The 14,968-nt window shown below is 70.6% G+C and carries 12 protein-coding genes; 5 read left to right on the forward strand and 7 right to left on the reverse strand.

The features are described from left to right. Nucleotides 1–83: 83 nt before the first annotated feature. The 3 genes from ACIBF5_RS07120 to ACIBF5_RS07130 form a co-directional block, all read right to left on the reverse strand. Nucleotides 84–578, reverse strand: a complete 495-nt coding sequence (locus ACIBF5_RS07120) for a DUF2017 domain-containing protein (protein WP_396809404.1) — start codon at nt 576–578, stop codon at nt 84–86. Nucleotides 579–642: 64 nt separating this feature from the next. Then, a complete protein-coding gene (clpS, locus tag ACIBF5_RS07125) occupies nt 643–933 on the reverse strand; it encodes an ATP-dependent Clp protease adapter ClpS (RefSeq protein WP_396808964.1) in 291 nt (96 codons plus the stop codon). 91 nt (nt 934–1,024) lie between these two features. Beyond that, nucleotides 1,025–2,665: a hypothetical protein gene (locus ACIBF5_RS07130; protein ID WP_396808966.1), complete on the reverse strand. Its 1,641-nt coding sequence runs from the start codon at nt 2,663–2,665 to the stop codon at nt 1,025–1,027. A gap of 208 nt (nt 2,666–2,873) precedes the next feature. Between ACIBF5_RS07130 and ACIBF5_RS07135 the strand changes: the two genes are divergently transcribed. From ACIBF5_RS07135 to ACIBF5_RS07150, 4 genes are all read left to right on the forward strand, one after another. Continuing rightward, nucleotides 2,874–5,561 carry a LuxR C-terminal-related transcriptional regulator gene (locus ACIBF5_RS07135; RefSeq protein WP_396808968.1) on the forward strand — a complete coding sequence of 896 codons (2,688 nt, stop codon included), beginning with the start codon at nt 2,874–2,876 and terminating at the stop codon, nt 5,559–5,561. A 52-nt stretch (nt 5,562–5,613) separates the two neighbouring features. Further along, on the forward strand, nt 5,614–6,900 hold the full coding sequence (locus tag ACIBF5_RS07140; protein ID WP_396808970.1) for a nicotinate phosphoribosyltransferase: 1,287 nt from the start codon (nt 5,614–5,616) through the stop codon (nt 6,898–6,900). 26 nt (nt 6,901–6,926) lie between these two features. Next, complete coding sequence (locus tag ACIBF5_RS07145; RefSeq protein ID WP_396808972.1) at nt 6,927–7,508, forward strand: isochorismatase family protein; 582 nt, start codon at nt 6,927–6,929, stop codon at nt 7,506–7,508. A 74-nt stretch (nt 7,509–7,582) separates the two neighbouring features. Next, nucleotides 7,583–8,857: an MFS transporter gene (locus ACIBF5_RS07150; RefSeq protein ID WP_396809406.1), complete on the forward strand. Its 1,275-nt coding sequence runs from the start codon at nt 7,583–7,585 to the stop codon at nt 8,855–8,857. Nucleotides 8,858–8,983: 126 nt separating this feature from the next. On the opposite strand, the gene ctaD is transcribed toward ACIBF5_RS07150, so the two are convergent. The 4 genes from ctaD to eda all read right to left on the reverse strand — a co-directional run bounded on the left by ctaD (nt 8,984) and on the right by eda (nt 13,998). Continuing rightward, complete coding sequence (gene ctaD, locus ACIBF5_RS07155; RefSeq protein WP_396808974.1) at nt 8,984–10,741, reverse strand: cytochrome c oxidase subunit I; 1,758 nt, start codon at nt 10,739–10,741, stop codon at nt 8,984–8,986. A gap of 221 nt (nt 10,742–10,962) precedes the next feature. Beyond that, nucleotides 10,963–12,069 carry an FAD-dependent monooxygenase gene (locus ACIBF5_RS07160; protein ID WP_396809408.1) on the reverse strand — a complete coding sequence of 369 codons (1,107 nt, stop codon included), beginning with the start codon at nt 12,067–12,069 and terminating at the stop codon, nt 10,963–10,965. 115 nt (nt 12,070–12,184) lie between these two features. Next, entirely contained in the window at nt 12,185–13,282 is a 1,098-nt protein-coding gene (locus ACIBF5_RS07165) for a sugar kinase (RefSeq protein ID WP_396808976.1), read from the reverse strand. A 5-nt stretch (nt 13,283–13,287) separates the two neighbouring features. Beyond that, entirely contained in the window at nt 13,288–13,998 is a 711-nt protein-coding gene (gene eda / locus ACIBF5_RS07170; RefSeq protein WP_396808978.1) for a bifunctional 4-hydroxy-2-oxoglutarate aldolase/2-dehydro-3-deoxy-phosphogluconate aldolase, read from the reverse strand. A 54-nt stretch (nt 13,999–14,052) separates the two neighbouring features. On the opposite strand from eda, the gene ACIBF5_RS07175 reads away from it, so the two are divergent. Beyond that, a complete protein-coding gene (locus ACIBF5_RS07175; RefSeq protein ID WP_396808980.1) occupies nt 14,053–14,847 on the forward strand; it encodes an IclR family transcriptional regulator in 795 nt (264 codons plus the stop codon). Nucleotides 14,848–14,968 lie beyond the last annotated feature (121 nt).

The raw sequence follows: 14,968 nt of genomic DNA on the forward strand, positions 1-14,968 counted from the left end.
GCGCGGGCCCGGGGGGGCCCCTCCGTGGGGGGCCCGTTGGCGCCCGCGCGCCCAACCCCCGGGGCCCCTCCTTGCGTCGAGAGCTAGTCGACGAGGGCGTTGAGCAGGGACTCCTGGAGGTAGCCCAGGTAGGCGTAGACGGAGAGTTGGAAGACCCGGCTCGACGTCGGGTCCGCCACCAGAGCCTGGTCGAGTTCGTCACTCAGGTCGGTGCCGTCCTTGATCTCCAGCCGTACGCCCATCGCCAGTCGGGCGTCGTTGAGCGCTCGGAGCCACGCCTCGGCTGCCTCGGGGTCGAGACGTACCTCACCCCCGGTCTCCGGGGGGAGCGCGGCGAGGATCGCCCCGGCCTGATCGATCTTGCCGGTCTTCAGGTCGCCCTCGGTGTAACGGCGGAACTCGGCCGAGTTGCCCGGATCGTCGGGGTAGATGTCCGGGAAGAGCCGACCGACCACCGGATCGTCGTGGTCGAAGCCATCGGTGAGCAGACCCACCACCTCACCGGCGACCTTACGCAGAACCCGGATCTCGTCCGTCGCGAACGTGGCCACGCAGTGTTCGCCGTACCGCCGGAACATGCTCACTCCGCTTCCCCGTCACCCTCGCCCGCTCGACCGGCCCGGTCGACCCGTTGCCCAGTCTTCACGACCGGTCGACCGTCGCCCACAGCCCGTAGGCGTGCAACTGGGAGGCATCGTGTTCCATCCGCTCCCGCGCCCCGCTGGTCACCACGGCGCGACCCTTGTGGTGCACGTCGAGCATCAACTCCTCGGCCTTCTCACGGCTGTAGCCGAAGAGCTTCTGGAACACCCACGTGACGTACGACATCAGATTCACCGGGTCGTCCCACACGATGGTGACCCAGGCCCGGTCGGAGACCGGCACCTCCTCGGTGTCCGGCGTCTCGACTGGTGCGATCTGGGGAGCCGCCATGCCCTCCATCGTGCCACTGCGTCGCGGGAACTGTTGAACCGGAACGCCGCCGATGTCCGGAACTTCGCCGCCACCGACGGAGCGGCGCATCTCAGGCGAGCAGGATGCCGTGGTCGACGGCGTCGTGGAGCACCGTGCCGAGGGATTTCTGGACCGCCTCGAACCGCCGGGTCAGTTCCCGGGCGAGTTCCAGCTCGACCTCCCGCAGGGCGCGCTGGAGCCACGACCGGGCCTTGGCGACGTCGGCGTTCGAGGGGCTGCGCCAGTGCTGGTAGCAGCCGCCGGAGAGACCAGCGCCGATCGGCGGCAGCACCACACCACCGAGTTCGCCGGGGTAGACCGCCAACGCCGCCACCGCCGCCATCCCGGTGACCGTGGCCACTCCCCCGGTGCTGGTGACCAGCAGTACCCGGGCCAGTTCGCGTCCGCTGCGCTCCTCGTCGAAGCCCCACCGTACGGCGACCGCCACCCGCCGCCGTATCGCCTCGTCCGGGGGTGTGCCGAAGACCCGGGTGAGGGTCTCGGTGAGGATCCGCTCCACGCCCCGGTCGGATTCGGCGACCGCCCGCAGGGAGAGCGCGTGCAGTTCCCGGTCGAGCGCCCCGGGCAGGGCCCGGCAGCCTCCGCCGAAGACGAGTTCCTGCACGCAGCGGAGGTGGATGTTGGCGAGTTCGAGCGCGAGGTGCTGCCGCAACCGGTGCGCCCGGGTGTGCACCTCACGGTCGAGCCAGTCGGCCCAGTCCGAGTCGTGCGCGGTCGGCGCGACCGGGACGGTACGGGTGGCGTCCGGGGCGACCGGGGGGTGCGCGGCGACCCGGTGCATCGCTTCCGGCTCGGCCCAGTCGGTCAGTGCCCGACGCACGTGGATGGCATCCTCGTGCCCGGGATCCAGGGCCAGCCACTTCGCGTCCGCCAGCGACGGGACCGCGGCCAGCAGGGCGGCCCGGTGAGCGTCGAGGATCACCTGGATCGGGTCGGTAGCGCCGTCGGTGAGCACGTACCCGATCTCCGGGTCGAGGTCGGCCGTCCAGTCGACGTCGGTGACCAGGTCGGCCTCGCCCGGGTCCGGCCAGCCGCCCTCGCCCGGCGTCACCACGAAGAAGACCTTCGCCTCGCCATGCGAGACCTCGGTCAGCAGGTCGAGATCGGGAGCGGTCAACGCCTGCTCGGCGGAGATCACGAAGAGCAGCGCGCCGGCCCGGTCGACCACGTCGAGCAGGATCCGGGTGCCGGCCGGTCCGAGTTCGCCGGTGTGCGGGGTGTCGACCACGTCGAAGCGGCGCAGCAACGGCTCAGGAAGGGTCAGTTCCACCCGACGGGGCGGCCGGGCGAGTGCCGGACCGGCGCCGGTCGCCTCGTTGCCGTACGGGTGGGGCTCCCGGTAGCCGGGCACGTAGGCGGATCCGGTGATCCTCCGGCCGTGCCGGATCACCAGAAACGTCCCCTCGGGAACCCGCAGGGCCGATTCGCCGACCCCGAGCAGGGCGGCGACCACGGCGTCGCGACCACCACCGGCGGGGCCGACGGCGACCACCGCGAGCGGCTCGTCGGGGACGGGGTCGATCAGCGGCTGGTCGATGCGTACGGGTTCGGTTGGGACGGTGGTGGAATGGTCCGGCCTCGCCGCGTACGACGTGGGCACGTCCTCCTGCCGGTCCGGACCTGTCCCGGCGTCGGCGAACGTGCGAACCGGCCCGGAACCGGTGTTGGTGAACCGAGGTCCGGACTCCATGCGGCGGCCTCCCTGACCAGATGGCGCCGCCCGACGGATCGAGTCGGACGGGTGCGGGTCCGGCATTCAGCCCCGGACGAAGAGAACGCTACGTGTCGATGCCCGCACGCTGCGAGCACCACCGCTACTCATCGACAACCGCAGTGATACTCAACTCCGGCGCGTCGGGGGTCACACTCGGAACGAGTCAGATCGATATGCTGCGTGGATGGTTCTGTGGAACTTCGTCGGCCGAGCGGCTGAACTCGCCCGTTTCACCGCCGCCGCCACCAGTTCGAGTGGGCGCGGCCTCATTTTCAGTGGTGAAGCCGGAATCGGCAAGAGCAGACTTCTCCGGGAAGCCGTCAAACAGCTTCCACAGGAGAAGGTCGCCGTGTGGCAGGCATCCGGCAACATCGCCACCAGTGGGCTGCCGTTCGGCGGCCTGGCCCAGGTCCTGCCGGCTGACCAGCCGGCTGGACTCTCCGCTGCCGGGGTGCTGCGCTGGGCTCTCGACGCCCTGCACCAGCAGGCCGCCGGGCGCAACATCGTGCTCGCCATCGACGACGCCCACCTACTCGACCAGTCCTCCGCCGCACTGGTCTACCTGATCGCACAATCCGCGAACACCAAGGTGCTCTGCACCGTACGCAGCGGCGAGGAGATTCCGTTCTCGATTCGGGCACTGTGGAGGGACGACCTGGTCGAGTACGCCGTACTGCCGGCGATGGACCTGCCCGAGGCGCACGAACTCCTGGACGAACTGCTCGGCGGACACCTGGACGGCATCTCCGCCGACAAGCTCTACCGGCACGCCCAGGGCAACGCGCTGATGCTGCGCGAACTGGTGCTCGCCGGGGTCGCCAACAACGAACTGGTCCAGAACGAGATCGGCACCTGGATCTGGGCCCGTACCGGCCCGGTGGAACTGGCCCCGAGCCTGGAGGAGCTGATCGACACCCGGATCGGGCAACTCAGCCAAGGCGAACGGCGGGTGCTCGAACTGGTCGCGATGGGCGAACCGATCGGCACCCGGCTGTTGCAGGAGATCACCGATCCGACCGATGTGGACGCGGTACTGAATCGTGTGCTGATCCGGGAGGAACGCGACGACCGCCGGGTGAACCTGTTCCTGGCCCACCCGCTCTACGGTGAGCTGGTTCGCAAGCAGTGCCCAGCGAGCCGGGCCCGCCGTCTGAAGGCCGAACTCGCCGACCTGCTGGAGCGGGTGGGCAAGAACCGGAGGAACGACCTGCTCCGGGTGGCGGTGTGGCGGCTCGACTCCGACACCGTGCAGGACTCCAAGCTGCTGCTCCGCGCGGCCGGTCAGGCGTTCGGTCGGTTCGACGTACCGCTCGCCGCGCGGCTGGCGCGGGCGGCGCTCAAGAACGACGGTGGTTTCGACGCCGCCGAACTGCTCGCCACCATCCTGATGTTCACCGACCAGCCAAAGGAGGCGATCGACGTCCTCGACGGGGTCGCCGACCAGGTCACCACCGACGAACGACGCGGCCGGTGGCTGACCGTACGCGGCATGGTGACCTACTGGGGCCTGAGCCAGCAGTCGACGGTCAAGGAGATCTCTGCGGCGGCGGAACAGCTCGTCGACCCGCCGGCGCGGGCCCGGGTCCGCGCGTTCGAGGCGATCATGCGCCTGCACCAGCTCGACTTCGCCGAGGCACTCCGGCTGAGCCGGGCGGTCCTGGACCGGCCGGCGGCGACACTCTCCGCCCGGGGACTGGCCCGGTGCACGATCGCGCACCTCCAGGCCGCCCAGGGCGAGCTGCAACACAGTGGGCGCGCGGTGACCGGGGTGGAGGCCGACGAGGCGCTGTGGCGGGGCGACATGCCGTACCTGCAACTCGCCCTGGAACTGGCCCGGGGCACCCGGCTCGCGCTCGCCGGCGATCTGAAGGGCATCGACGAGATCGTCGCCGCCGAGTTCGCCGACCTGGCGGTGGCGGGCGACTTCCGGCTCGGCTCCGGTTACCTGTCGATCCTGCGCGCCCAGGCCGCCCGGCTGCGTGGCCGGACCGCCGAGGCGCTACGGACCAGCACCGACGCGTGCGCGGTGCTGGCGACGAGTCGAGTCTTCGCCGGCCTGGCCCACGCCGAACGGGCCCACGCGGCGGCGCTACAGGGCGACACCACCCAGGCCACCAACGCGATGGCCGTCTCCGACGAGATGCACTCGCCCGGGATGGCGATCCTGTATCCGTGGCGGGAGCAGGCCCGGGCCGCCGTACTCGCGTCCGGCGGCAACCTGGAAGGGGCCGTCGACCACCTGACCACGCTGGTCGAGGACCTGCGCCGGGACGGTCTCACCGGGCACGAGGTGCTGGCGCTGCACGACCTGGTCCGGCTGGACCGCGCCCAACTGGAGGTCGGTCGGGAAACCCGGGACGGTCGACGGCAGAACGTGGCACACCGGCTGACCGAACTGACCGAGACCGTCGAGGGCGTCCTGCCCCCACTGCTGGCCCGACACGCCCGGGCGGTCGCCGCCCGCTCCGGTGACGAACTTCTCGCCGTGGCGAGCAGCTTCGACGAACTGGAGCTGACCCTGTACGCCGCCGAGGCGACCGCGATGGCGGTGGCCCGGCTCCGCGAGGCAAAGTCGCCCCGGGCGCACGAGGCGAACATACGGCTGAGCGCGCTGCTGGAACGCTGCGACACCGTACGCACACCGGCGCTCACCGCCGAGCAGCCGGCGCTGACCGAACGGGAACGCCAGATCGCCCGGCTGGCCGCTGGCGGGGTGCCGAGCCGCAACATCGCCGAGCAGCTCTACATCTCCACCAGGACGGTGGAGAACCACCTCCAGCGGGTCTACACCAAGCTCGGCGTGACCGGCCGTGGCGAGCTGTGGCCGGCGCTGCGCGCACTGCCGGACCACGACGGCAAGGCCAGACCGTGAACGCTGCGGTCATGCTGTCCCGGTCGCGCTGACGCGCGCTTAGGCTAGGCGGGTGAGCAATCCTCATTCCTCGTTGCTGACCGACCACTACGAGCTGACGATGGTCAGTGCCGCGCTACGTGACGGCACGGCGGACCGCCAGTGTGTCTTCGAGGTGTTCACCCGCCGGCTGCCCACCGGCCGGCGCTACGGTGTGGTCGCCGGCACCGCCCGGCTGGTCGACCTGGTCCGCGATTTCCGCTTCGACGACGCCGAGGTGGCCTGGCTGCGGGAGGCCGGGGTGGTCGACGAACAGACGGCCGCCTGGTTGTCCCGGTTCCGCTTCACCGGCGACATCGAGGGGTACGCCGAGGGGGAGCTCTTCTTCCCCGGCTCGCCGATCCTGACCGTCTCCGGCACCTTCGCCGAGTGCGTACTGCTGGAGACGCTGGCGTTGTCAGTGCTCAACCACGACTGCGCGATCGCCGCCGCGGCGGCCCGGATGGTCACCGCCGCCCGGGGCCGTACGGTGATCGAAATGGGTTCCCGCCGCGCCCACGAGGAGGCTGCGGTCGCCGCCGCGCGGTCGGCGTACCTGGCCGGTTTCGGGTTCACCTCGAACCTGGCCGCCGGCCAGCGGTACGGCATTCCGACCGCCGGCACCGCCGCGCACGCGTTCACGCTGCTGCACGACGACGAGTCGGCCGCGTTCGCCTCGCAGGTGGCGGCGCAGGGCAAGGGGACCACGCTGCTGGTCGACACGTACGACATCGCCCAGGGCATCCGGAACGCGATCGCGGTCGCCGGCCCGGACCTGCGGGCGATCCGGATCGACTCGGGTGACCTGTCGGTGCTGGCGCACCACTCGCGTGACCTGCTCGACTCGCTCGGCGCGACCGAAACGAAGATCATCGTCTCGGGCGACCTGGACGAGTACGCGATCGCCGCGCTCGCCGCCGAGCCGGTCGACATGTACGGCGCCGGGACCGCCGTGGTGACCGGCTCCGGCGCCCCCACCGCCGGGCTGGTCTACAAGCTGGTCGAGGTCGACGGGCGCCCGGTGGTCAAACGCTCGGAGAACAAGGCGACCGTCGGCGGGCGCAAGGTGGCGATCCGCCGGCACAAGCCGACCGGGACCGCGACCGAGGAGATCGTGGTCTCGCAGGGGGTGCCCGACCACCGGCCGAACGATCGGTTGCTCCAGCGCAGCTACCTGGTCGGCGGCGAGCCGGTGGAGCTGCCCGGACTGGCCGAGTCCCGCGAACATCTGCGCCAGTGCCTCATCTCGATCCCCTGGGAGGGGCTCAAGCTCTCCGCCGGGGATCCGACGATCCCCGTCACCGTGGTGCCCACGAGCTGACCAAGACATCCGTGAAAGGCGACCAGATGAGTCGAGCACTGATCATCGTCGACGTGCAGAACGACTTCTGCGAGGGAGGTTCGCTTCCGGTCGGCGGCGGCGCCGAGGTCGCGGCGGCGATCTCCGAACTGATCACGGCCGAGCCGGACCGGTGGCGGCACATCGTGGCGACCAAGGACTACCACATCGATCCCGGCTCCCACTTCGACGAGGTGCCGGACTACACGCACTCGTGGCCGGCCCACTGTGTGGCGGGCTCACCCGGCGCCGACTTCCACCCGAACCTGCGTACGGACCGGATCGAGGTGGTGTTCCGCAAGGGTGAGCGGGCCGCGGCGTACTCCGGGTTCGAGGGGTACGCCGACGACGGCGCGGAGCTGGCCGACTGGCTACGCGAACACGATGTCGACACGGTCGAACTGGTTGGGATCGCCACCGACCACTGCATCCGGGCCACGGCGCTGGACGCCCTCCGGGAGGGGTTCGACACCACCGTGCTGCTCGACCTGACCGCCGGGGTGTCCGGCCACACCACCGAGATGGCGGTGGAGGAGCTGGGTGAGGCGGGCGTCACACTCCACGGCGAACCGGTAGTCAAAGCGTCCTGAACCGGGCGGACCGCCATCACCGCCGGAGAAACGGGGAAAATCCGGTGGCCCGCGGACCGGACCACTGGGCCAAGATGGTCCAGGAGGTACGGACCGTGTTGAATGTGAAGCCTTACCGGGAAGTGCTCGCGCTCCCCGGACTGCGGCCATTGCTGCTGGTGTCGATTCTGGCCAGGGTGCCGATGGCGGCAAGCGCCGTCGTGATGACCCTGCACGTGGTCGGCCTCGGTTACGGCTACGGCCCGGCCGGGCTCGTCGGCGCGTTCATGACGGTCGGCTCGGCGCTCGGTGCGCCCCTGCTCGGCCGGCTGGTTGACCGGCGTGGGCTGCGACCGCTGCTGATCCTCACCACCGTCGCGTCGGCGGTCTTCTGGATCGCCGCGCCGAGCCTGACGTACCCGTTCCTGCTCGGCTCGGTCCTGGTCGGCGGCCTGTTGACGCTGCCGGTCTTTTCGGTGGTACGGCAGTCGATCGCCGCGCTGGTGCCACCGGACCAACGGCGGCCGGCCTACGCGTTGGACTCGATGTCGGTCGAACTCTCCTTCATGACCGGGCCCGCTCTCGCCGTACTCCTCGCCACCGCCGTGTCGCCGGAGGTGGCCATGTACGCCATCGGCGCCGGCATGGTCCTCTCCGGAGTGCTCCTGTTCGTCCTCGATCCGCCGACCCGTACCGAGGCGGAGTCGACCACCTCGGCGGCTGCACCGGCCCGCCGGGACTGGCTCACCCCGCGTCTGATCGGCCTGCTCGCACTGAGCGCCGCCGCCACGATGGTGCTCGGCGGCACCGATGTCGCCGTGGTGGCGGTGCTGCGCGACGCCGGGCAGGTCGGCTGGACCGGTGCGGTGCTCACGATGTGGGCCGCCTACTCGCTCGTCGGCGGGTTTGCGTACGGCGCGCTCTCCCGACCGGTCTCGCCGCTGCTGCTGACGATCCTGCTCGGCCTGGCCACCATCCCGGTGGGGCTCGGTGGCGGCCAGTGGTGGCTGCTCAGCCTCGCCCTGCTGCCCGCTGGCGCGCTCTGCGCCCCGACCCTTGCGGCAAGCTCCGACGCGGTCAGCCGGCTGGCACCGGCGAGCGTACGGGGTGAGGCGATGGGCCTGCACGGCTCCGCGATCACCGTGGGCATCGCCATCGGGGCGCCGCTGGCCGGCGCGGTCATCGACGCCTCGTCCCCGGCCTGGGGCTTCGCCGCGACCGGCCTGCTCGGCACGGTGATCGCGCTGGTCGTGCTGCCGATCGAGCTGCGGCGCCGGCAGTGGGCTGCCACCGTGCCGGCACCGGCCGCCGAGACGACCGGGGAGGCGACGTTGGCGGCCAGCGGAGCGGGTTCCTCCGCCCCACGCTGACCGGGTTTCTCCGCCCCACGCTGAGCGGCCCGGCCGGTTTTCGGCCTGCCGGACAGACGGCGAGGGCGCCGGCCCCGGGTGGGGTCGGCGCCCTCGTGGCGCTCTGGTCGGCCGGCGGCCGGTGGTTCAGTGCCGGTCGATGTCGGAGGCGACGTCCTCCTGGTAGCTGGCCCCACCGTCGGACTCGCTGGTCAGCGGCTTGGCGCCACCCTCCGGCGGACCGGCCAGGGAGTGACCGGCGGCGAGCTGCGGGAACTTGAGGTCGAACGCCGGCCGCTCGGAGCGGATCCGGGGCATCCGGTCGAAGTTCCGCAGCGGCGGCGGCGAGCTGGTCGCCCATTCGAGCGAGTTGCCGTGGCCCCACGGGTCGTCGACCTCCACCACCGGGCCGGTCTTGTACGACTTCCACACGTTGTAGAGGAACGGCAGGGTCGAGATGCCCGTGATGAACGCGCCGATCGTGGAGATCGTATTCAGCCCGGTGAAGCCGTCGTCGGGCAGGTAGTCGGCGTACCGCCGGGGCATGCCCTCGGCGCCGAGCCAGTGCTGCACGAGGAAGGTGGTGTGGAAGCCGACCATGGTGAGCCAGAAGTGCACCTTCGCGAGGCGCTCGTCCAGCATCCGGCCGAACATCTTCGGGAACCAGAAGTAGATCCCGGCGAAGACGGCGAACACGATGGTGCCGAAGAGCACGTAGTGGAAGTGCGCCACCACGAAGTAGCTGTCGGAGACGTGGAAGTCGACCGGCGGGCTGGCCAGCAGCACCCCGGAGAGACCGCCGAAGAGGAACGTCACCAGGAAGCCGACCGCCCAGAGCATGGGCGCTTCGAAGCTGATCTGGCCACGCCACATCGTGCCGATCCAGTTGAAGAACTTCATGCCGGTCGGTACGGCGATCAGGAAGCTGAGGAACGAGAAGAACGGCAGCAGCACCTGACCGGTGGCGAACATGTGGTGCGCCCAGACGCTCATCGAGAGCGCGGCGATACCGATCATCGCGCCGACCATGCCCTTGTAGCCGAACATCGGCTTACGGGAGAAGACCGGGATGACCTCGCTGATGATGCCGAAGAACGGCAGCGCGACGATGTAGACCTCGGGGTGACCGAAGAACCAGAAGAGGTGCTGCCAGAGCATTGGTCCGCCGGTGGCCGCGTCGAAGACGTGTGCCCCCAGGATCCGGTCTGCGGCGAGCGCGAACAGTGCCGCCGCGAGCAGCGGGAAGACCATGATGACCAGCAGGCTGGTGACCAGGATGGACCAGGTGAAGATCGACATCCGGAACATCGTCATGCCGGGCGCACGGAGCGTGAGGATCGTGGTGATCATGTTCACGCCACCGAGGATGGTTCCCAGACCGGAGACGGCCAGGCCGACGATCCACAGGTTGGCGCCGACACCCGGCGAGTTCTCCACACTGCTCAACGGCGCGTACGCGAACCAGCCGAAGTCGGCGGCGCCACCGGGGCTGGCGAAACCGGCCAGCGCCATGGTTCCGCCGAACAGGTAGAGCCAGTAGGCGAAGCTGTTCAACCGCGGGAACGAGACGTCCGGTGCGCCGATCTGCAACGGCACCACGTAGTTCGCGAAAGCGAACACGATCGGCGTCGCAAAGAAGAGCAGCATGATCGTGCCGTGCATGGTGAAAAGCTGGTTGTACTGCTCGGGCGACAGGAACTGCAGTCCCGGCCGGGCCAGCTCGGCCCGCATGAGCAGCGCCATCAGGCCGCCGATCATGAAGAACGCGAACGCCGTGATCATGTACATGATCCCGATCTGCTTCGCGTCCGTCGTACGCAGCAGGCGCGCGATGGCCGAACCCCTGATCGGCTGGCGAACCGGCCAGGGCCGGGTCACGATCGGCTTCGGTGCGACGGTGGTCACGAGTGGCCTCCGGTTCTCGTTAGTCCCACTGCGCCCACAGATCTGATCCGCACGCGCTGTTGATTCTTTGTTGGCCGCATCTCGGAGGCGAGAATAGTCCCCAGCAGCGGTGGCTCCGGCGCCGGGTGGTCGGACGCGCCGCCAGGGGCGGTGCCCCGCCTCGTGCGCCCCAGCCCGTGACACGGCGAGGAGTGACGCCGGGTCAGACGGTAAGTGGGTGGTTACGCCGGGTCGAGCAGCAGGCGGTAGTGCTCGGCGAAGATGCGCGCACCCCGACCACGCAGCAACGGATCGCGCAACGGCGGCGGGACGTCGCGGGTCCGGTCCCGGTCCCGGGTCCGGTCCAACACCCATTTGGTACGCGGGCGCCGACGACTCTCGTACCGGGCGAGCGCCTCGGTCACCGTCTCCGACCTGGCCAACGCCCCGGCGAGGACCAGCGCGTCCTCGAACGCCATCGCGGCCCCCTGCGCCAACGTCGGCGCGGTGGCGTGCGCGGCGTCGCCGACCAGCACCACCCGTCCCCGTGACCAACGTCCCAACTCGACCTCGTCACTCGACGCCACCCGGACCGAACGGATCGCGTCGAGCACCGCCGGCACCGGCCCGCCGTACTCGGCGAAGCGCTCCCGAAGCCGGGCCACCGGGTCCGCCGGTATCTCGCCCCAGGTCTCGTCGGCGTAGCAGTGCAACCGGCCGGCGCCCATCGGGACGATGACAAACGCGGAATGCTGGCCGAGCAGGGCGGTCCAGTCGGTGACGCGTGGCCCATCGGTGACCACACTGCGGTAGGTGACCTGCCCGACCGGCCGGGCCGGGCCGCCGAGCGCGGCCAGCGTGCGAACCGTCGAATGCCGGCCGTCGGCACCGATGACCAGGTCGTACTCGCCCTGTCGGCGGTCGTCGAAGGTGACCTCCACGCCGTCCGGGGTCAGGTTCAGCGCGTCGATCCCGGTGGCGTAACGCACCTCCCCGCCGGCCGCGGTGAGCAGCACCTGGTGCAGGTCGGCCCGGGGCAGCGCCCGGCACTCCCCCACCCCGGCCCAGACCAGGCCGTTGTCCAGTTCACAGAGCCGCCGTCCGCGTACGTCAAGGAAACGCTGCCGCCCGACCACCTGGCCGAGCGGGCGGACCGGGCCGTCCAACCCGAGTTCACGCAGCGCGCGGGCGGCATTACCCAACAGGTAGATGCCGCCCGCGATCGCCATCGGCGCCGATTGCCATTCGGTCACTTCCGGCCGGAAACCGGCGAGCCGGAGGGCACGAGCGGTGGCCAGGCCGGCGATGCCCCCGCCGACGACGAGGATGCGCAGGGTGGAACCGAGCATGGTGGTGACGCCTCCGGGAGGGGACTCGGCACGCGTTGAAGCCAAGACGCTACTCCGTGCGACCGCTGACCGATAGCACCACCGCCGGTGGTGCCAGAGCCTCCCCGGGAGATTGTCAGCGCTGGACGCGCGCTCCGCTGCCCCGCATCAGGGCCTCGACCTCCTTGCGACTGGCCATCGAGGTGTCCCCGGGGGTGGTCATGGCGAGCGCGCCGTGGGCCGCGCCGTACTCGACCGCGAGCGCGAGGTCACCGTGGACCATCAACCCGTACACCAGACCGGAGGCGAAACTGTCGCCGCCGCCGACCCGGTCGAGGATCTCCAGGTTCGGCCGGTGGGTCGCCTCGACAAAACCCGAGGCGGCGGACCAGGCGACCGCACCCCAGTCGTTGACCGTGGCACTACGGACGGTACGCAGCGTCGTGGCGACCACCCGGAAGTTGCCGTACTCCTTGGTCACCGCCTCGATCATGCGACGGAAGTTCGCCACGTCCAGCTCGGCGAGGGACTCGTCGGTGTCCGGCACCTCGAAGCCGAGCGACGCGGTGAAGTCCTCCTCGTTGCCGATCATCACGTCGACGTACCGGGCCAGCCGCTGGTTGACCTCCTGTGCCCGCGCCTGACCGCCGACCGCCTTCCAGAGGCTGGGTCGGTAGTTGAGGTCGTACGAGATGACCGTGCCGTGCCGGCGCGCGGCGGCCATCGCCGCCTCGATGGTCTCCGGGGTGGTCTCGGAGAGAGCGGCGTAGATGCCGCCGGTGTGCAGCCAGCGCACCCCGAGCGTGCCGAAGAGGTGGTCCCAGTCGACGTCTTCGGCACGGAGCTGACTGGCGGCGGTGTGTCCCCGGTCCGAGGTGCCGACGGCGCCTCGGACGCCGAAGCCCCGCTCGGTGAAGTTGAGTCCGTTACGGACGGTGCGCCCGATGCCGTCGTACGGCATCCACTTGATCAGGGAGGTGTCCACGCCACCGGTCAGGACCAGGTCCTCCAGCAGTCGTCCGACCTCGTTGTCAGCGAAGGCGGTGACCACGGCGGTACGCAGACCGAAGCAGCGACGCAACCCACGGGCGACGTTGTACTCCCCACCCCCTTCCCAGGCACGGAAGCCACGGGCGGTACGCACCCGGCCCTCGCCCGGGTCGAGCCGCAACATGATCTCGCCGAGGGAGACCAGGTCGTACCGGCACTCCTCGGCCGGGCGAAGCTCGAACATCGTCATCACTCCTGACTTCCGCCGACGGCGTGGGCGGCGGAGACGGCGGCGGCGGTCAGTCGGGTGACCTCGTCCCAGCGTCCGGCGGCGAGCAGGGCCGGGGCGACCATCCAGGTGCCGCCGACGGCCAGCACCGAGGGGTTGGCGAGGTAGTCGGAGAGATTGCCGGTGTTGACCCCGCCGGTCGGGATGAACCGCACCGAGCGGAACGGCGCGGCCAGCGCCTTGATCATGGCGAGCCCGCCGAGTTGCTCGGCCGGGAAGAACTTCACCGTGTCCAGCCCCGCGTCGAGGGCGAGCTGGATCTCGGTGGCGGTCGCCGCACCGGGGAAGACCGGTACGCCCAACTCCTGGCAGTGCCGGACCACGGCGGGTCCGAAGCCAGGGCTGACCACGAACCGGGCACCCGCCTCGACGGCGCGGTCCACCTGCGCCGGGGTGAGTACGGTCCCGGCGCCGACCAGCAGGTCCGGCCGCTGCGACATGACCCGGATCGCGTCGGCCGCGGCATCGGTCCGGAAGGTCACCTCGACCGTGTGCAGGCCACCCTCGGTCAGGGCGACGGCGAGCGGTTCGGCGGCGGCGGCCTCTTCCAGGACCACCACGGGCAGGATCCGGCCGGCCGCGATGGCGGACGGGACCGCTGCGGCGGCCGACGGGACCGCTGCGGTCTCCGGCGAACCCGATGATTGTTCAGAATGATGAACGCTAGTCACATACGTGACCCTACTGCGGTCATCGATGCTGTCAAGCGCACTAGAGTGGCAGCCATGACGACAACCGCCGATGCTCTCCAGGAAGGGGCATTCCAGCCGGTCAAGTCCGCCGGGCGGACCCTGGACGTACTGGAGGCGCTGGCGGACGGCACCGGCCCCCGCTCGCTGGTCGAGCTGACCCGCGCGCTCGGCATCCCGAAGAGCAGCCTGCACGGCATCCTGCGGACGATGATGAAGCGCGGCTGGGTCGAGGCGGACGCCACCGGCACCCGGTTCGGCCTGGGCGTACGCGCCCTCCAGGTCGGCGCCGCCTACCTGGAGACAGACACCGTTACCGGTCTGCTCAGTGGCGTACTCGACCAGCTCGCCGGCGAATTCGGCGAGACCGTCCACCTCGGCCGACTCGACGGCCCACACGTCGTCTACCTGGCCAAACGCGAATCGGTCCACCCGTTACGGCTCTACAGCGCGATCGGTCGGCACCTGCCGGCGCACGCCACCGCACTGGGCAAGGTGCTGCTCGCCGAGCGGGCCGACGAGGCGGTCGACCGGCTGCTGCACTGGCCGCTGGCCGCGTTGACCAGCCGAACCATCACCGACCCGGACACACTCCACGCCGAGTTGGCCACCGTCCGGTCCCGGGGTTACGCGGTCGACCGGGAGGAGAACACGGACGGCATCGTCTGCTTCGCCATGGCCGTCCCTCTCCAGTCGCCGGCAACCGATGCGATCAGCCTCTCCATCCCGGCCAGCCGGCTCGCCGCCACGAGCGAGGACCAGGTCGTCGTCGCCCTCAAGGCCGCCGTGGCCCAGGTCCGCGCCGCCCGCCCCCTCCTCCCCACCCTCTGACCCCCCACACCCCCCGCGCGCTCACCCCCTCGCGCCGCCCGCGTTGATCCCGGGCAGATCGCCACGCCAGGAAGAGGCGCCCCAGATCGCGAGCGGGGATGAGTGAGGGCCGGGAAGGGGG

The sequence above is a fragment of the Micromonospora sp. NPDC050417 genome (assembly GCF_044458865.1).
In the GTDB taxonomy this organism is placed as follows: Bacteria; Actinomycetota; Actinomycetes; order Mycobacteriales; family Micromonosporaceae; genus Micromonospora_G.